17 protein-coding genes are annotated in these 17126 nt (G+C 71.1%); 11 read left to right on the forward strand and 6 right to left on the reverse strand.

All coding sequences use genetic code 11. The features are described 5' to 3' along the window. The first annotated feature begins 35 nt into the window (after positions 1-35). Positions 36-632, forward strand: coding sequence for an ATP-binding protein (locus ACFVXH_RS38400; RefSeq protein WP_387830787.1), 597 nt, complete (start codon positions 36-38; stop codon positions 630-632). A gap of 92 nt (positions 633-724) precedes the next feature. Continuing rightward, the gene (locus ACFVXH_RS38405; RefSeq protein ID WP_387830789.1) at positions 725-1567 is read left to right on the forward strand and encodes a hypothetical protein; all 843 of its coding nucleotides are present in this window, start codon (positions 725-727) and stop codon (positions 1565-1567) included. 23 nt (positions 1568-1590) lie between these two features. Here ACFVXH_RS38405 and ACFVXH_RS38410 read toward each other — a convergent pair whose 3' ends face one another. From ACFVXH_RS38410 to ACFVXH_RS38420, 3 genes are read right to left on the reverse strand one after another with little or no spacing between them, the layout of a single operon-like run. Continuing rightward, complete coding sequence (locus tag ACFVXH_RS38410) at positions 1591-2454, reverse strand: hypothetical protein (RefSeq protein ID WP_387830791.1); 864 nt, start codon at positions 2452-2454, stop codon at positions 1591-1593. 42 nt (positions 2455-2496) lie between these two features. After that, the gene (locus ACFVXH_RS38415; RefSeq protein ID WP_387830793.1) at positions 2497-4959 is read right to left on the reverse strand and encodes a tyrosine-type recombinase/integrase; all 2463 of its coding nucleotides are present in this window, start codon (positions 4957-4959) and stop codon (positions 2497-2499) included. Then, positions 4949-6169 carry a tyrosine-type recombinase/integrase gene (locus tag ACFVXH_RS38420; RefSeq protein WP_387830795.1) on the reverse strand — a complete coding sequence of 407 codons (1221 nt, stop codon included), beginning with the start codon at positions 6167-6169 and terminating at the stop codon, positions 4949-4951. The genes ACFVXH_RS38415 and ACFVXH_RS38420 overlap by 11 nt, the downstream gene beginning before the upstream one ends. Before the next feature lie 51 nt (positions 6170-6220). Between ACFVXH_RS38420 and ACFVXH_RS38425 the strand changes: the two genes are divergently transcribed. From ACFVXH_RS38425 to ACFVXH_RS38445, 5 genes are all read left to right on the forward strand, one after another. After that, positions 6221-6385 (forward strand): hypothetical protein, encoded by a 165-nt coding sequence (locus tag ACFVXH_RS38425; RefSeq protein ID WP_387830797.1) that lies wholly within the window; start codon positions 6221-6223, stop codon positions 6383-6385. Between the two features lie 27 nt (positions 6386-6412). Next, positions 6413-7021: an AAA family ATPase gene (locus ACFVXH_RS38430; protein WP_387830799.1), complete on the forward strand. Its 609-nt coding sequence runs from the start codon at positions 6413-6415 to the stop codon at positions 7019-7021. After that, entirely contained in the window at positions 7008-7541 is a 534-nt protein-coding gene (locus tag ACFVXH_RS38435; protein ID WP_387830801.1) for a class IV adenylate cyclase, read from the forward strand. Before ACFVXH_RS38430 ends, ACFVXH_RS38435 begins: the two co-directional genes overlap by 14 nt. Then, a complete protein-coding gene (locus ACFVXH_RS38440) occupies positions 7538-8143 on the forward strand; it encodes a hypothetical protein (protein WP_387830803.1) in 606 nt (201 codons plus the stop codon). Before ACFVXH_RS38435 ends, ACFVXH_RS38440 begins: the two co-directional genes overlap by 4 nt. 275 nt (positions 8144-8418) lie before the next feature. Continuing rightward, a complete protein-coding gene (locus tag ACFVXH_RS38445; protein WP_387830805.1) occupies positions 8419-8886 on the forward strand; it encodes an NUDIX domain-containing protein in 468 nt (155 codons plus the stop codon). Between the two features lie 68 nt (positions 8887-8954). Here ACFVXH_RS38445 and ACFVXH_RS38450 read toward each other — a convergent pair whose 3' ends face one another. The 3 genes from ACFVXH_RS38450 to ACFVXH_RS38460 form a co-directional block, all read right to left on the reverse strand. Next, positions 8955-9857: a 5'-3' exonuclease gene (locus ACFVXH_RS38450; RefSeq protein ID WP_049649894.1), complete on the reverse strand. Its 903-nt coding sequence runs from the start codon at positions 9855-9857 to the stop codon at positions 8955-8957. Positions 9858-9916: 59 nt separating this feature from the next. Beyond that, on the reverse strand, positions 9917-11080 hold the full coding sequence (locus ACFVXH_RS38455) for a cation diffusion facilitator family transporter (protein ID WP_387830807.1): 1164 nt from the start codon (positions 11078-11080) through the stop codon (positions 9917-9919). Between the two features lie 194 nt (positions 11081-11274). Then, positions 11275-12003: a gamma-glutamyl-gamma-aminobutyrate hydrolase family protein gene (locus ACFVXH_RS38460; RefSeq protein WP_049649881.1), complete on the reverse strand. Its 729-nt coding sequence runs from the start codon at positions 12001-12003 to the stop codon at positions 11275-11277. A 165-nt stretch (positions 12004-12168) separates the two neighbouring features. Here ACFVXH_RS38460 and ACFVXH_RS38465 point away from each other — a divergent pair, with 165 nt between their 5' ends. From ACFVXH_RS38465 to ACFVXH_RS38480, 4 genes are all read left to right on the forward strand, one after another. Further along, on the forward strand, positions 12169-13563 hold the full coding sequence (locus ACFVXH_RS38465) for a glutamine synthetase family protein (protein WP_074002342.1): 1395 nt from the start codon (positions 12169-12171) through the stop codon (positions 13561-13563). A gap of 3 nt (positions 13564-13566) precedes the next feature. Further along, a complete protein-coding gene (locus tag ACFVXH_RS38470) occupies positions 13567-14946 on the forward strand; it encodes an aldehyde dehydrogenase family protein (RefSeq protein WP_387830810.1) in 1380 nt (459 codons plus the stop codon). Between the two features lie 7 nt (positions 14947-14953). After that, positions 14954-15754 (forward strand): 3-oxoacyl-ACP reductase, encoded by an 801-nt coding sequence (locus ACFVXH_RS38475; protein WP_049649878.1) that lies wholly within the window; start codon positions 14954-14956, stop codon positions 15752-15754. A gap of 132 nt (positions 15755-15886) precedes the next feature. After that, positions 15887-17047 carry a DUF2510 domain-containing protein gene (locus tag ACFVXH_RS38480; protein WP_387830811.1) on the forward strand — a complete coding sequence of 387 codons (1161 nt, stop codon included), beginning with the start codon at positions 15887-15889 and terminating at the stop codon, positions 17045-17047. The last annotated feature ends 79 nt before the right edge of the window (positions 17048-17126 follow it).

Genomic DNA, 17126 nt, shown 5'->3' on the forward strand with positions numbered 1-17126 from the left:
CCGGCAGCCCTGGCCCGAGCGAATGAGGCGCCTCCATGGAATCCGGATCACGCATCATCACGATGAAGTTCCCCGCCGAACGGGAGCAGATCGGCGAGCTCCGCCGCTGGGCCAAGGCGGCCATGCCGCTGTTCGGGTTCGGCCTGGGCGACCGGCAGTGCGGCGACATGCTGGACGACGTGGAGCTCGTCCTGTCCGAACTCGGCACCAATGCCGTTCTGCACGGCTGCGGCGGCGACAGGCCGGACGTGAAGCTGACGGCCTCTCTGGCGTACACCTCGGCTGTGCTGCGGGTGTCCGTGGCAGACCCGGGTGACGGACGGCCCGAATGCCGGCCGACGAGCGCCGACGCGACCTGTGGCCGCGGGCTGGGGCTGGTCATGGGGGTCGCGTCCCGGTTCGGCGTCGCGACTCATCCTGCGGGAGGCAAGGAGGTCTGGGCCGAGATCGAGCTGCCCGATCCGGTGCGTCCGGTGGCCGCTGTGATCGATCGGATCAGTCGGCAGGCGGGGGTACTGCACTCGGACGCCGCCGTGCGGGACTCCCCGCCTCGGCCGGCCGGTGGCCGTACGGGGCCGGGACACCGGCTCTCGATCGAACGCCGGCGTAAGCACCGTGCAGTCGGCCGGTGACGCCCGTTGCACGTGACACCCGGCAGGGCGAACGGGCCGGTCTCCCTTCCCTCCCATCCACCTCCACCCACTCTGTACCCGAGGACTGCTCCGTGAGCGTCGGAACGCGCACCAGAACGCTGCTCAAGACCATCAGCCCTGCTCGCAGGCTGGACATCGCGGCCTCCTACGAGGCCCTGACGCAGGCCTGCGTGGCCACCGGCGACGACCCCGCGAAAGCCGAGCTGCTCAGCGACGGCCCGAACCACCTGTGGTCGCTCGGCTCGCGCTCGCGCGCACTCGCCATCGTCCACCCGGACGTGGACGAGGCCTGGGCGCTTATCAAGGGCGCGCAGTTCCTCCGGGAGCACCGACTCCCCGTCACCTCCGCCCACTACACCGAGGTTCGCGCGGCTGCCGACGGCCAGGCCGTGACCTTCTGGCAGGACCCCGGGAAGCCGAGCACTGACACGTCCCTGTCCGCGTGGGTGACCGCCCTCGCCCACCGCATCGACCCCGGGGCGGCCCCGTGGCTGCGGGAGCACGACCCGTTCGCCGGCCTGCTGGACGGCCTGGACGACGCGCCGCTGGACGAGTCCGCCCGCCGGTTCCTGAGCGAACGCGCCGCCCAACTGCGCGAGGAATGGGACTACCTCGACTGGCCGACCCCGGACACCGTAGTCCTCGGCGCCCTCGGCATGGTCCCCGTCCACGACGACGGCACCCATGTTGGACTCCTCCTGCGCCGCCCGCTGACGCGCGGCCACCGCGAGTGGGACCTGGTCGCTGCCCGCTGGCGCTCCGAACTGCTCACCGGCCCGCGTCAGGACCACCGCACCTACGCCGACACCTACCTCTCCTACGAACGCGAAGACCACGCCGTGGCCCACCCCTACATCGGAGCCTGGTCCGGCTACCTTCTCTGCACCAACCCAGCTGCTGAGGGGCCACGATGAGTCAAAGCCCCTCGGCCATGCCGTCAGCTCTTCTTCGGGAAGTGGGACAGCAGGAACAGCGCGAGTCCTGTCACGAGCTGCATACGGATGCGCGCTTCCCGCGCGTCGGAGGATCCGGGGTGCGAGCCACGAGAGTGAAGGATGTTCCAGATACCGGCCACCATTCGACCGCCGTCGTTTTCCGGCAGGGGGGCGCCCGGAGTGGCAGGGGGTTGCCCCTTCTCGACGTAGAGCGTCTTTATCGCGTTTCCACCCTGGTTCGCTCGCCCGGTGTCCTGGTATCCGGTGTGATCGACTGCAAGACGGATGACGAGACTCTCCAGAGCGTTTCTCAGTTCCGCGTTTGCCGAGGTCGGAACCTGGTCGATGAGGTGACGCATGGCCTTGGCGTAGTGGCTTGCAGCCTCGACGTAGCCTCGTCGCTGGAGTTCCTCCTGGAGGGCTGTCAGCTCTCTGTGGAGCGGGGCCGCGTCGGAGTCGTAAGGCAGGATCTGCGCGGAGTAGTAGGGTCCGCCCGAGTCCCACCCTCGCCCCTTCTTTTCAGCGATCAACAGCTCGTAGCCGTCGCTGCGAAGACTCTCCTTCAGACGTCCCCAACGCTCGTCGTCTTCCTCGTCAAACTCCCACGGAGGCCGCTGGTCGTACCGCACCAGGTCCGTAGCGAAGGCAAGCAGCGCCTTATGGGCGCTTGTATCCCCGTCCTTTGCCCTTTTCCGCGCAGCAAACAGCGCGTCCGTCAGGACGACGTACGCGGACGGCCCCCAGAGATCACGGGGCGGCTCCTCACAGACCTCAGACTCCAGCAGCAAGTCCTGAATGCTTTCCCTGGGAAAGTAGCGTGCGATCTTGATCAGTCGGTTGAGGGTCTTCCCCGACAGCGTAGTCATGCGGCCCAGTCTCGGGCTTGCGTGAGCGAGCTGCACAGATTTTCAGGAAGTCCTGCGCGGAGCCGGCAGCCCGAGGGACACCGGGCCGGTGCGTTGGAATCGCCGAGCCTGTTCGCGCTTACTTCGCAGGAAGGTGAGGGTGAGGTCAAGGCCGTCGATCTCACCCCGCCAGTCCTCGGCGACGGCGCGTTCGCGGCGAGCAAGGAGATCTTCTTCCAGCTCGTCGAGCCGGGTCAGCATCTTCGGGTTGATGCTCAGCATCGGGCAGCGGATGCAGGCGTGTTCGTGCTGACAAGGAGTGCCGTACGGCCGACCGCAGGAGCCGAGTTCGACTCGGCGCTTGTCGAAGTGTTCGTTGAACTCGTTCCACTCCGTCTCGGTCGGCTTGCGGTACTCGCTCTCGGGGCGCTGGGCCCGACGCCGGGTGAGGAACTCCTGGTAGTGCCGGACGACGTCGTCGTCGAAGACCGCGACGTAACCACGGGTGGTCTGGATGTTCAGGTGGCCCAACAGAGCCGCGCCGATGTGGATTGGCAGCCCGTTGTTGACCAGCTCGGTGGCGAAGAGCCGACGGAAGTCGTGAGGGGCGAACTTCACGTCGGCGAACCGGCGGTCAATGCCCACCAGGCCCTCGGCGGCGTTGTGGATCAAGCGCCACATCGTGGTGGTGGAAAATGCCCGCAACGCTCCGCTGTGCCTGCTCTGGAACAGGTAGGGCATCGGCTCGCTCCAGACCTTTTCATGCAGGTCGTAGCGAGCACAGACCGGAACGGTGCCGTGCACGTTGATGTGGCGGCGGATGATCTGCGCGATGACGTGGAACAGCTCTGCGGACATCGGGATGACCCGCTCGCGGTCGCTCTTCGAGGGTGTGATCACCAGGAGGGCAACGACCTCGCCACTGAGTCGCTGGTAGTTGCGCACGCTCAAATGAGTCAACTCGGTCAACTCCTCCGCGCGCAGGCCGGCCAGCCGCAGCGTCTCCACGACCGCCCACTGCCAGAACGCCTGGTTCTCGGCGCGCGTGAGCTGTACCAGGTCGCCGGTCGTGCGGTTCACCACCCGGACGGCTGCCGTGGTCGGGTCCGGGCGTTGGGCGTCGAGCTTGGTGGACACGCGCTGCCACTCCGTGCCGTCGACGGTAAACCGCTCGCCCAGACCGACGCTTTGGGCGGCTTCCAGCAGCGTGCGGTGCCGCTGCCACTGGTCGGTGACGTGCTGGGAGAGCACCGGCAGCAGAGGCTGCCGCTCGCGCGTTCGGTTGGCCATCCGCTCCTGCACACGCCGACGGCGGACATGGAACCAGCGCAGGTCCTCGTCCCGGATGGGGCAGGGCGCCACCCAGTGTGCCCAGCGTTCCGGTTCGGCGACCGCCCACGTGTGCAGGTCCAGGTAGAACGATCGGACCGTCGTGAACGGGCCCTCGATGTGCAGTCGCGGCTTGCCGTCAGGACGGACGAGAAGGCTCTCCTTCCAGCGCGCCACGGTTTCCTCGCTCAGCCGCAGGTCGGCTTGGTCCGGGTTGAGCTCTTCAATCACCTTCCAGAACAGCCGCACCAGGTTGCCCACCAGGTGGATAAGGGTGGAGTAGTCGACCTCGACCGCGCGGCGGCTGAGGTAGTCCACGAGCAGGTCACGCACGCCCTGGTTGCGGATCTCGTGCTTGTCGACGAGTTCGGCGACGCTGCGCTGGCCCTTGACCACTGCGGCCCGCAAGGTCTGCGGTGCGGAGGCCGGGAAGTGGCCCATGTCGGCCAGCACGGACCACGCCTGAGTGGCGGCGAAGCATCCTTCCGAACCGCTCGCGCGCGGTGTGACGCCGTATTTCCTGGACTCCACCGAGTAGTGCAGCAGCGCCTCCGGGGTCAGGTCGGCGATGTCGATGCCGAAGACGGTCAGCGCGGTGCAGACGTCGAACTTGGCCTTCATGATCGTGGGCCGGGACATCGGCAGGGCCAGCGCGCGGGCGCAGAACTCTTCCAGCACCGGGTCTTTGGCCAGGGCACGGAACCAGCCGATGTAGTTGGAGAACCGGTAGGAGCGGAACGCCAGCAGCGACGGCTGGATCAGCCTCATCGCGAAGGCGTGCCCGGCGGCCGTGTTCATCGTGGTCTTCACGGCCCGGGCTCGGCCCTGGTAGAGGTCCTGCGCACGTCTCCCTCGCTCGTTCAGGCCGGCCAGCTCCCACCGCTCCTGCCAGGTGGCGCCGGGGAACTGTTCCAGGTGCGTCAGCAGTCGGCGCATCGAGCTGGTGAAGTTGGAGCTGGGCTTGGAATCGCCGGTGCCGAAAGCTGCACCGGCGAGGCTTGCGATCTCGTCGACCGAGGCGACCGACAGTTCTCCCAGTGGCCGGGGCGGGCGCAGCGGCGGAGGAGGCGGGGAGGGCTTTACGGCGGTTGGGGCGAAGCTGAAGTCGCGTTCGTAGAGCTCCACGGAGTGGCGACGGACCCGGCCGGTGCTCGGCCCCTTCACCCTCGCGCTGTTGCCGACCTTGCTACCGGTCACCGAACACCACCGCCACATCTTCCGGGTCGTACTGCTGGGACCATGCCGCCACCTGCGTCGGACGGCTGTAGTGCTCGGCGAGTTTGTCGACCAGGTCCTCCAGCCCGACGACGGTGTAGAGGGCGGTGGTGGTGACATGTGCGTGCCGCAGAATCGTCTGCACCTCCGCCAGCGTCATCGCCGGGTCCCGGGCCAGCCGGGTGGCCGCAGTGTGGCGCGCGTCGTGCAGCGTCCAGTTCATGCCCAACTGCTCCACCGCGCGCTGGATGATGCGGCGGGCCGCCCAGTAGGTCAGCGGACGGACCTCGCCCCGGCGAGTGCGCCAGACCGGTCCGCCATCCTCGGGGAGCCCGGCCTCGTCCAGGTAGGCCGCCAAATGGGCCAGGGCTTCCGGCGAGAGGGGCACTGGCTGACGTTCCCGGGTGCCTTTGGAGATCACCCACAATCGGCCCTTCTGCCAGTCGATATTGCCCAGCCCCGCCCCCAGCAGCTCGCACGCGCGGGCGCCCGACGAGACGTAGCAGGCCAGAAGGGCCCGATCCCTGGTGCACCGCATCGCGGCGAACAGCTCGTCCCACTGGACGTCTGGAATCGCCTGCGGCTGCCGGACGGGAACCTTAGGCCGCAGCCGACCGCGCCGGTGCCGAGCCGGAGCCTCGATCGGGGACCGATGCGCGAGGGCAGCTCGGCGGGCGCGGTTCTCCGGAACTGGGTTGAGCACCGGCCCGCGGCCGAAGTGCAGGTGGAAAGCGTAGAACCCGTGCACTACCGACAGGCTGTGCGCGATCGTGGCCGGCGCGTACCCGGCCGCCGGAACTCGCTTGCCCGTCCTCGGGTTCACCGAACCGGGTGGGTAGCCGTCCGTCCTTCTACGCTCACGCTGCGGATTCCTCGCCGATCGCAGCCAGCCGACCATCGCGGCAGCCTCCGCCTCGGTGGCCTGCTCCCACCCGACGTCCAGCGTCCACAGCACCCGGAACCAGCGCAGCAGATCGAACGCGTAGCTCCGGCACGTCAACGGACTCACGTCCCCCAGCAACCGATCCCGCAGATAGCTGCTGGCCGGCGCGACCTCTCGCTCCGCGGCATCCACCACGACCCACGGCAACGATGGCGACGCACCCGGCACCACCGCACCGACCCGGGACAGCCGTACCCGACCATCCATCAGATCGCGATGAACCCCAGAGACCTCATGCAACAACGACATGACCAAATGCTCGTGATCAGGCCCCGCCGAGTCGAGCTGGCCAACGAGTTAGTGCAGTCAACTGACCAGACCGTACGCGACACCGTCGTCCTCACCACGGTGATGAACACGGTCCGCCGCGCGCGCCTCGACGCCAACATCCGCCAGGAGGCCGCCCACCGCATCGCGTGCCTGCGCGGCGCCCACCCGGTTCCGTGGAACTGGGGGCCGCGATGAAAGTCCGGACCAGGAAACGGAGTTCACATGGACGTGACCCGAGGATTCTTCATCACCATCGACGGTCTCAGTGCGAGCGGGAAGACCACGGTCGCCCCGCTGGTCGCGGCCCTCGTTGACGGCGTCCACCTCACGGACGACACCTTGCCGACCTTCCCCCGCATGCGCGCGGAGGTGGACGCCGTCGGCATCCTGGCGGCGCGGTTCCACTGGTGGATGATGGCCAATCACGTCAAGTCCGAGACCGCTCGCGCGGTTGTCGGGGCGGGCCGGACCGTGGTGGTCGAGTCCTACTTCCCGCGCACCATCGCCACGCACAGGGCGATGGGTCACGACTGCGCGCCGGAGTATCCGGAGGGAGTCCTCGTCCCGCACGTGCCGATTCTGCTGGAGGTGGACGAACGCGTCCGCCAGGAGCGGCTTCGTCGGCGGGCCGAGCTGGGGACGCTGAGCTCCTGGCACCGGCGGGAGGAGCCGAACGTGGCCGAAAGCTCCCGTGTGTACCGGGCGTTCGGACTGCTGCGGGTCGACGGCACCGACCGCACGCCCGATGAGGTGGCTCGCAGCATCGCCGATACCGTGCGCCCGTATGCCCGCACCGCATCGAGGAAGGCGATTCCCCATGACCGCAACTGAGTTCGAAGCGAAGATCCTCGACGTCGATCCGGAGGAGATCCGCGTTCTCCTCGCCGAGGCCGGGGCCTCGCACGTGGTCGACCGCTTCCAGCGTCGCTACGTCTACGACATCCCCGGCCGGCCGGGAGCGTGGGTCCGGCTGCGTGACGCGGGCACCGACGTCACCCTGTGCGTCAAGGAGATCCACTCCGACGCGATCGACGGCGTGACCGAAACGGAGACGACCGTCGGTGACTTCGACGCCACGAACACGCTCCTCGGCAAGCTCGGCTACCAGCCGACGGCGTACCAGGAGAACCGTCGGTCCTCCTGGACGCTCGGTGGCGCGGCCATCGAGATCGACCACTGGCCGCTGATTCCCCCCTACCTGGAGATCGAGGGCGACAGCGCCGAACACGTCCACGCGACCGCCCTCGCGCTCAAGCTCCCCCAGGAGGAGCTGACGAGCGAGAACACCACCAAGGTCTACCGCCGGTACGGGATCGACATCGAAGCGATTCCCCGGCTCACGTTCGAGTGACAGGAGACGAGCGCTTCAGGACGCCGGGTCTGGCCGAGGCGAAGATCCGGGCGGCGGAGCAGACCATCCGTGCCGCCGTCTCCAACGGCGTGAAGGTCTCCGTGAACATCGTCGTCCCCGGAATGGCCCACGTCGGCCGGGTCGTCAACCTGGTCGAGTCGTACGGCCAGTTCGCGGACGTGCGGATGCTCACCAGCATCCAGGACGGGCCGGAGTCGGTCGCGGCGATCTCCGAAGTGCTGGCCCGGGTCGGCGCGGAACCGGTGCTCCGGACGTTCACCGCCGGGACCTCCGACGAGCGCACCCTCTACCGGGCGCTCGGCAGCCGAGCGGTGTACGTCAAGCGGCTGCTGCCCGTGCGGCTCCCCGACACCTGCGCGTCGTGCCGGTTCAACAACGACACGGACTGCGAGGAGGGCTACTACGGCATCCGCCTGTACCTCACCGATCAGGGGGAGTACATGGTGGGCGTCTGCATTCAGCGGATGGACCTCTGCGTGCCCGTGGCCGAGCTGCCGAAGAGCGGGATCGTGGAGGAGGTACTGGCCTTCAAGGACGCCGAAGTCCGGAGGCTGACGCGCGAGTACGGTGCCGCCGCCTGAGTGGTCGGCCCCGGCGACAGGGCTTTGCGGCCTCGCTCGGGTCGAGCGAGGCCGCTGGGCTCCGAAACTGTTGGGCTGATACCTGCCCTTCGGCCTCGTCCTCCAGAGTGCCAACGGTGTGGACTCCGACATCCTGCTCGCCGCCGACAAGGGCGCGGACGTCCCCGACTTCGCAGTCCTGCTGACCACGGAGCCCGACACCGCATAGGCCATCCTGGAAGCGGTATCGCACCGGACGGTCAACACCGAAATCCCGTACGGGAGTTAGAGAGAACATGAGCACAATCAGCGACATCGGCCCTGCCCCGCTCCCGATCGTGGACGTGCACGTCGTCCTGCGCACCCCGGGCGGCAAGATCCTGCTCTCCCAGCGCGGCGGCCCCTATGGCTACGGCCAGTGGCACGCCCCTAGTGGCAAACTCGACCCCGGCGAGAAACCCGCCCACGGCGCCGCCCGCGAGCTGGCGGAGGAGACCGGTATCACGACCGATCCGGCCCGCCTCCGCCTCGCCTACACCGTCCTGCACCACCAGGACTCCGCGCCCCTGCGCCTCGGCCTGTTCTACCTCGCCACCGCGTGGCAGGGGGAGCCCGTCAACCGCGAGCCCGAGAAGTGCCTGGACCTGCGCTGGTTCGCCGAGGACGACCTGCCCGACGACCTGATCCCGTACCCCGCCGCAGGCATCCGCGGCGCCCTCACCGACCCCGGCGGCCTGGCGCACCACGGCTGGCCGGCCGCGTAGCGGTCGGCCGGTAGGGCAGGGGCCCGCGCGTTCGAGGCGAACGTGCGGGCCCCGGAGTGGAATCGGGGTCAGCGGGTGGCGAGGGATTCCAGGAGGCGGTCGAGGGAGGTGCCGAGGCCCCAGCGGGTGGAGAGTTCCTCCAGGGTCATGGGGTAGAGGGGTTCGCGGGGGAGGGCCGGGTCGAAGTCCGGGAGGGGGGCGTCGGGGGCGACGCGGACGACGGTGGGGGCGACGTCGAGGTAGGCGGCGCCTTCGACGATGTTGCGGCGGCGGGCCGGGGTGAGCTTGGAGCCGAGGTCGAGGGCGGCGGCGCGGATGGCCGGGAGGTCGCCGTACTCGTTGATCAGTTGGGCGGCGGTCTTCTCGCCGATGCCCTTGACGCCGGGCAGGCCGTCGGACGGGTCTCCGCGCAGGGCGGCCATGTCGGCGTACTGGGCGCCGCGTACGCCGTACTTCTCCTGGAGCAGCGCGTCGTCGGTGACCTGGAGGTTGCCCATGCCCTTGACCGGGTAGAGCACGGTGATCCCGCGGGCGTCGTCGACCAGTTGGAAGAGGTCGCGGTCGCCGGTGACGATCTGCACCGGGCCGGTGGCGCGGGCGGTGAGGGTGCCGATCACGTCGTCCGCCTCGTAGCCGGGGGAGCCGACCCGGGCGATGCCGAGGGCGTCCAGCACCTGCTCGATCACCGGGACCTGCGGGGCCAGCGTGTCGGGCACCTCCTCCTCGCCGTCCTCGGCGGCCTCGGCGACCCGGTGGGTCTTGTAGGAGGGGACGAGGTCGACCCGCCACTGCGGGCGCCAGTCGGCGTCCATGCAGGCGACCAGCTGGTCGGGCCGGTGGTCGTGGACCAGCCGGGCGATGAAGTCCAGCAGGCCGCGGACGGCGTTGACCGGCTCACCCTGCGGCGAGCGCAGGGTGTCCGGTACGCCGTAGTAGGCCCGGAAGTACAGGCTGGCGGAGTCGAGCAGCATCAGTCGCGGTGCGGTCACGCCTCAGATCATGCCGTACGGCGGTGACGGACCGCCGGTTCTCAGTGCTCGTGCGGTCCGGCGCGGTGGACCGGGCCGTGGGAGTCGGCGCAGTGCTCGGCGGCGGAGGAGGCGGAGGAGGCGGCGGAGGCGCCGTTGGGGGCGGCGGTGGAGTCGGGCGGGGTGGCGATCTGCAGCAGCGCGCCGGCCTCGTCCTCGCCGACGTGGTCGACCTGGAGGGTGGAGTGGGTGATGCCGTACTCGTCCGAGAGCCGGCGCTGCAGGGAGCGCCGCACCGCGTGGCAGTCGCCGCCGGGGGTGACGAGGATGTGCGCGGACAGGGCGGGCTGGCCGGAGGTGATCTCCCAGATGTGCAGGTCGTGGATCTCCTCGACCAGCGGTTCGGTGACCATCCGGTCGGCGACCGCGTCCGGGTCGATCCCGGCCGGGGCGGCCTCCAGGAAGATGCGTCCGGAGTCCCGGACCAGCGCGATGCCGGCCTTGAGCATCAGTGCGACGACGATCAGCGAGGCGATGGCGTCGGCCCGGGCGAAGCCGGTGGTCAGCACGATCGCGCCGGCGACGGCGGTGGCGATGAAGGCGTACAGGTCGGTCAGGACGTGCTGGAAGGCGCCTTCGACGTTCAGCGAGCTGCGGTTGGCCTTTGACATGCACCAGGTGGCCGCGAGGTTGACGACGATCCCGATCAGCGCGGTGATCAGCACCAGCGAGCCGGTGACCTGTGGCGGCTCGAGCAGCCGGGTGACCGCCTCGTAGCCCAGCCAGGCCGACAGCACCAGCAGGGTGACCCCGTTGGCCTGCGCGGAGAGGATCTCGGCGCGCTTGAGGCCGTAGGTGTAGCCGCCCCGGGCCGGGCGGGCGGCGAGCCGCATGGCGATCAGCGCGAGCACGATCGAGGCGGCGTCGGTGAGCATGTGCGCCGCGTCCGAGATCAGGGCCAGGGACTGGGCGGCGAAGCCGACCACGACCTCGCCGGCCATGAAGACGACGATCAGGGCGAGGGCGCTGAGCAGCCAGCGGCGGTCCGCGTCGGCGGCGACGCCGTGCGAGTGGCCGCCGTGCCCTCCGGAGCCGTGGGAGTGCCCCCCGGGGCCGTGGGAGTGCCCGCCCGAACCATGCGCGTGCCCCCCGGAGCCGTGCGAGTGCGAGGGCGAGTGCCTCTGGTCATGCGCATGATCATCGTGCGAGTGCTCGTGCCCGGCCATGGAAGTCCTCTCTGGGCGCACGGGTGGGAAAGGGGGCGCGATACGACCGCCCCGCAACCGAAGTGAACCGCAGAATCGACAAAGATCCAAAGGTTGTACTGGTGACCGTTGTCGTTCCCGTCCGGGCGGCCGGATCCGGCTCACTCCGCACCCGGCCGGCCTCCCGAACTCCCGTTCCCCCGCGCCCAGTTGATCTACCCCAGCGCCATCGCGTCGAGGACCGCCGCGGTGGCCGCCCGGACCAGGGCCCGCATCAGCCGCAGGTCGTCCCCCTGCTCCGGGTGCCACTGCACCCCGAGCGCGAACCCCGGCCCCTCCACCGCCTCCACCGTCCCGTCCGGCGCGTGGGCGCTCACCCGCAGGCCCGCCCCCACCCGGTCGACGGCCTGGTGGTGGAAGGTCGGCACCTCCAGCTCGCTCTCCGGCAGCAGCCCGCCCAGCAGCGTCCCCGGCACCGGCCGCACCAGGTGCGAGCCGTAGCACCCGGGCGAGCCGCCGTGCACGTCCACCGGCACCACGTCCGGCAGGTGCTGCACCAGCGTCCCGCCGCACACCACGTTCAGGACCTGCATCCCCCGGCAGACCGCCAGCAGCGGCATCCCCGCCGCCAGCGCCGACCGCAGCAGCGCGACCTCCCAGGCGTCCCGCTCCGGCGAGTCCACCTCCGTCGCCGGGTGGGCCGGCTCCCCGTAGTACGCCGGGTCGATGTCCGGCCCGCCCGCGATCACCAGGCCATCCAGCCGGGCCAGCACCTCCGGGGCGCGCTCCGGGACGTCCGGCGGCAGCAGGACCGCGATCCCGCCGGAGTCCCGGACCTGTGCGGTGTACCGCTCGGGCAGCAGGGCCACCCGGCGGCCCCGCCAATCGCTCCAACTCGCGTCCACCAGGTAGGTGCTGACGCCGATCAAAGGCCTGCGATCCATGGCGCGCATTCTCCCCCCGGAGTACCTGATCCACCGTCAGCCACGCGCGTCGGCGCGCCACGGGCGCCCGACACCCACCCGCCCTCTTCCGCCCCGCGAGTCGCAGGCCGTACGGTTCGCTGTGACCGTTTGATCTCGAAGAGTGATCGAGGAGGAGGGTTCGGTATGTCCGAAACGCCCGAACGGGCCGCCGCGGGCTCGCCGCCCCGGCCGCCGCTGACCCTGGACCGGCTGCGCGCCCTGGTGGACACCGGTGAGGTGCACACCGTCGCGCTCGCCTTCACCGACATGCAGGGGCGCCTCCAGGGCAAGCGCTTCGCCGCCCGGTTCTTCCTCGACGAGGTGGCCGAGCACGGCGCCGAGGCCTGCGACTACCTGCTGGCCGTCGACGTCGACCTGAACACCGTGGACGGCTACGCCTTCTCCTCCTGGGCCACCGGCTACGGCGACTTCGCGATGCGCCCCGACCTCGGCACCCTGCGGCTGACCCCCTGGCAGCCCGGCACCGCCCAGGTCACCGCCGACCTCGCCCGGCACGGCGGCCACCCGGTGGACGCCGCCCCGCGCCAGCTGCTGCGCCGCCAGATCGCCCGGCTCGCCGAGTACGGACTGGCCGCCGACATCGGCACCGAGCTGGAGTTCCTGGTCTTCCGCGACACCTACGAGCAGGCCTGGCTGGGCGGGTACCGCGGCCTGACCCCGGCGAACCTCTACAACGTGGACTACTCGATGCTGGGCACCGCCCGGGTCGAGCCGCTGCTGTCCCGGATCCGTACCGAGATGGCCGGCGCCGGCCTGGTGGTGGAGTCCGCCAAGGGCGAGTGCAACCTCGGCCAGCACGAGATCGCCTTCCGCTACGCCGACGCCCTCACCACCTGCGACCAGCACAGCGTCTACAAGACCGGCGCGAAGGAGATCGCCGCCCAACTCGGCTGCGCGCTCACCTTCATGGCCAAGTACGACGAGCGCGAGGGCAACAGCTGCCACATCCACCTCTCGCTGCGCGACGCCGTCGGCGCCCCCGCCTTCGCCGACCGGGACGGCCGGATGACCGACACCATGCGGCACTTCCTGGCCGGCCAGCTGGTCGCGCTGCGCGAGTTCAGCCTGCTGTACGCGCCGAACATCAACTCCTACAAGCGCTACCGCCCGGGCTCCTTCGCCCCGACCGCCGTCGCCTGGGGCCGGGACAACCGCACCTGCGCCTACCGGGTGGTCGGCCACGGCCCCGGCCTGCGGATGGAGAACCGGGTGCCGGGCGGCGACGTCAACCCGTACCTCGCGGTGGCCGGGATGATCGCGGCCGGCCTGCACGGGCTGCAGCGCAAGCTGGACCTGCCCGCGCCCTGCCTCGGCAACGCCTACGCGGTGGAGGAGTACGCGCGGGTGCCCGGCTCGCTGCGCGAGGCCGCCGGGCTCTGGGCGGACAGCGCACTGGCCCGCGAGGCCTTCGGCGACGACGTGGTCGAGCACTACCTGAACATGGCCCGGGTCGAGCAGTCCGCCTACGACGGGGCGGTCACCGACTGGGAGCGCTACCGATCCTTCGAACGGATGTGAGCCGTGACCGAGCCGAACGCGACCGCCGGGAGCAGCACGGTCCGCAACCCCGCCACCGGCGAGGTGCTCGCCACCGTCCCCGACACCACCCCCGAGCAGCTGGACGCGGCCGTCCGGCGGGCGGTGAAGGCCCAGGCCGGCTGGGCGGCGCTGGCCCCCGGTGAACGCGCCCGGCTGCTGCGCCGGTTCGCCGACCAGGTCGAGGTGCACGTCCCGGAGCTGGCCGCCCTGGAGGTGGCGGAGGCCGGCCACCTCCAGGCCAACGCCCGCTGGGAGGCCGGCAACGTCCGGGACCTGCTGGAGTACGCCGCCGGGGGAGTGGAACGGCTGACCGGCCGGCAGATCCCGGTCCCCGGCGGCCTGGACGTGACCTTCCACGAGCCGGTCGGCCTGGTCGGGGTGATCGCGCCGTGGAACTTCCCGATGCCGATCGCCGCCTGGGGCTTCGCCCCCGCCCTGGCGGCCGGCAACGCCGTCCTGCTCAAGCCCGCCGAGGCCACCCCGTTGACCGCTCTGCGGCTGGCCGAACTCGCCCTCGCGGCGGGCCTGCCCGAGGGCCTGTTCCAGACCGTCCCCGGCGCGGGCGCCACCACCGGACGCGCCCTGGTGGACCACCCGGCCGTCCGCAAGATCGTCTTCACCGGCTCGACCCTCGTCGGCAAGGAGGTCGCCGCCCGCTGCGCCGCCCGCGCCAAGCGGGTCACCCTGGAGCTCGGCGGCAAGAGCCCCAACATCGTCTTCGCCGACGCCGACCTGGCCCGCGCCGCCGACCCGCTCTCCTTCGCCGACAACAGCGGCCAGGACTGCTGCGCCCGCAGCCGGATCCTGGTCCAGCGCGAGGTGTACGAGGACTTCCTCGCCCTGCTGCTGCCCGCCGTCGACACCCTGCGCACCGGCGACCCGACCGACCCGCAGACCCAGCTCGGCCCGCTGATCTCGGCCGCCCAGGTCCGCCGGGTGGCCTCCTACCTCACCCCCGACCTGCCGGTGCTGGCCCGCGGCAAGGTCCCGGACGGGCCCGGCTACTGGTACCCGCCGACGGTGGTCGCCCCCGAGGACCCGGAGGTCCCGGCCGTCACCGAGGAGATCTTCGGCCCGGTCGCCGCCGTCCTGCCGTTCACCGACGAGGCCGACGCGCTGCGGCTGGCCAACGCCACCCGCTACGGCCTGTCCGGCTCGATCTGGACCAGGGACGTCGGCCGCGCGCTGCGCCTGGCCCGGAGCGTACGGGCGGGCAACCTGTCGGTCAACTCGCACTCCTCGGTGCGCTACTGGACGCCCTTCGGCGGCTTCGGCGAGTCCGGGGTGGGCCGCGAGCTGGGGCCGGACGCGCTGCGCCACTTCACCGAGACCAAGAACGTCTTCATCCACAGCGAGGAGTGACAGCCCGATGAGCGAGAAGCACGCCGCGCCGGACGAGCCCGTCTGCCGACGGCTGGTCGGCCGCACCGCCGTGGTCACCGGCGCGGGCAGCGGGATCGGCCTGGCCGCCGCCCGCCGGCTCGCCTCGGAGGGCGCGAAGGTGGTCTGCGCCGACCTCGACGAGGAGACCGGGCGGGCCGCCGCCAAGGAGGTCGGCGGGCTGTTCGTGCACACCGACGTCACCGACCCGTACATGGTCGAGGCGCTGTTCGACGAGGCGTACGAGACCTGCGGCAGCGTGGACGTCGCGTTCAACAACGCGGGCATCTCGCCGCCCGAGGACGACTCGATCCTGACCACCGGGCTGGACGCCTGGCGCAGGGTCCAGGAGGTCAACCTGACCTCGGTCTACCTGTGCTGCAAGGCCGCGCTGCCGTACATGCGCCGGCACGGGCGGGGCTCGATCATCAACACCGCCAGCTTCGTGGCCCGGATGGGCGCGGCCACCTCGCAGATCTCCTACACCGCCTCCAAGGGCGGGGTGCTGGCGATGTCCCGCGAGCTGGGCGTGCAGTTCGCCCGGGAGGGCATCCGGGTCAACGCGCTCTCGCCGGGGCCGGTGGACACCCCGCTGCTGCGCGAGCTGTTCGCCAAGGACCCGGAGCGGGCCGCCCGCCGGCTGGTGCACATCCCGCTCGGCCGGTTCGCCCGGGCCGAGGAGATCGCCGCCGCGGTGGCCTTCCTGGCCAGCGACGACTCCTCGTTCATCACGGCGAGCGAGTTCCTGGTGGACGGCGGCATCTCCGGGGCGTACGTCACACCGCTGTAGCCGCCCGCGGGCTCGGCGGTCGGGCCGCGGAAGGGTCGCAGCCGGGGTTCTCACCGGAATCTCATCGAAAACGGCGGGAATTCCGGGCCGCGCTGATTTCGCGTTTATCCGGCTGCCTTTAGATTCTCTACCGTGAGCGAGCAGATTCCCGCCGGGTGGTACCCGGACCCCAAGAACACCACCGGCGACCCGAGGCCGCAGCGGTGGTGGGACGGCAAGGGCTGGACGGCCGACACCCGGCCCGCACCCTCGGACGCCCCGGCACCGCAGGCCCCGGAGGCGGAGCCGACGGCCGCCGCGGCCCCGGGGCCGGGAGCGGCCGGGCAGACCACGGTGCTGGAGGGCGAGGTGCTGGAGAGCGGCCCGACCGTCCGCTACCCGGAGCCGCCGCCCTTCGGCGCCGCCTACGGCTCGCCCGCCGGGCCGCCGCGCAAGGCCCGGCGCAAGCCCTCCAAGCTGGTGCTGGCGACCACCGTCGCCGCCCTGCTCGGCCTGGCCGTCGGTTCGGGGGTCACCTACCTCGCGGTGGACGGCCACAGCGACCGCGCCCCGCGCAGCGCCCGCCCGGCCCCGCAGGGCGGCGGCTACGGCCCGTGGGGCGGCCTCCCGGGCTTCGGCGACCCCGGCAACGGCGGGGGCGGGGACAGCAAGGGCGGCAACGGGGGCAACGGCGGGAAGGGCGGCGGCGGGAACGGCAACGGCGGCGGCAAGACCCGCCCGAGCACCGACCAGGCGATCGACGTGGTCAACAAGCTCACCCTGCCGGTCCCGGACGGCTGGGAGGCCGGCACCACCACCGACGGCTACGCCATGCTCAGCGTCGGCTCGTACACCTGTGTGGACGGCAAGAACACCTGTTCCCTCGGCGGGGCCAACACCGGCCGGATCGACGGCGGCGGCACCGACGCCCAGGCGGCGGCCAAGGCCGACATCGCGGCGGCCGCCAAGGCCGCGTACGGCGACGTCACCGGGCACCAGGAGCTCAAGTCCGAGGCCGTGAAGGTCAACGGCCAGGACGGCTACCTGGTCCGCTGGAAGGTGGACGCGCCCAAGGGCAACAACGGCTACGTGCAGACCGTGGTCTTCCCGTCCGCCGACGGGAAGTCGCTGGTCTCGGTGCACTTCGGCTTCGACATCGCCGACAAGTCGCCGGACGTCGCGGTGATGGACACCATCGTCAAGGGCATCACCGACTACAAGGGCAAGCTGCCGACCATCCCGGGGCTGCCCGGGTCCGGCGGGTCCGGCGGGTCCGGTGCGGGCGCCGGCGGCGCCGGGGGCACCACCACCTGAGCACCGCGCTCCTCACACGGCGGCGGGGGGCCCCCCCCGGGGCCCCCCCCCCCGGGGGGCCCCGCCCGCCCCGGAACAC

It is taken from the genome of Kitasatospora sp. NPDC058184, from assembly GCF_042883725.1.
Taxonomy (GTDB): domain Bacteria; phylum Actinomycetota; class Actinomycetes; order Streptomycetales; family Streptomycetaceae; genus Kitasatospora.

Excerpts from the sequence above, each read along its gene's own strand:
- ACFVXH_RS38400 (WP_387830787.1), top strand. The coding sequence starts at position 36 with ATGGAATCCGGATCACGCATCATCACGATGAAGTTCCCCGCCGAACGG.
- ACFVXH_RS38410 (WP_387830791.1), bottom strand. The coding sequence starts at position 2,454 with ATGACTACGCTGTCGGGGAAGACCCTCAACCGACTGATCAAGATCGCA.
- ACFVXH_RS38420 (WP_387830795.1), bottom strand. The coding sequence starts at position 6,169 with ATGTCGTTGTTGCATGAGGTCTCTGGGGTTCATCGCGATCTGATGGAT.
- ACFVXH_RS38430 (WP_387830799.1), top strand. The coding sequence starts at position 6,413 with ATGGACGTGACCCGAGGATTCTTCATCACCATCGACGGTCTCAGTGCG.
- ACFVXH_RS38435 (WP_387830801.1), top strand. The coding sequence starts at position 7,008 with ATGACCGCAACTGAGTTCGAAGCGAAGATCCTCGACGTCGATCCGGAG.
- ACFVXH_RS38445 (WP_387830805.1), top strand. The coding sequence starts at position 8,419 with ATGAGCACAATCAGCGACATCGGCCCTGCCCCGCTCCCGATCGTGGAC.
- ACFVXH_RS38450 (WP_049649894.1), bottom strand. The coding sequence starts at position 9,857 with ATGCTGCTCGACTCCGCCAGCCTGTACTTCCGGGCCTACTACGGCGTA.
- ACFVXH_RS38455 (WP_387830807.1), bottom strand. The coding sequence starts at position 11,080 with ATGGCCGGGCACGAGCACTCGCACGATGATCATGCGCATGACCAGAGG.
- ACFVXH_RS38460 (WP_049649881.1), bottom strand. The coding sequence starts at position 12,003 with ATGGATCGCAGGCCTTTGATCGGCGTCAGCACCTACCTGGTGGACGCG.
- ACFVXH_RS38465 (WP_074002342.1), top strand. The coding sequence starts at position 12,169 with ATGTCCGAAACGCCCGAACGGGCCGCCGCGGGCTCGCCGCCCCGGCCG.
- ACFVXH_RS38475 (WP_049649878.1), top strand. The coding sequence starts at position 14,954 with ATGAGCGAGAAGCACGCCGCGCCGGACGAGCCCGTCTGCCGACGGCTG.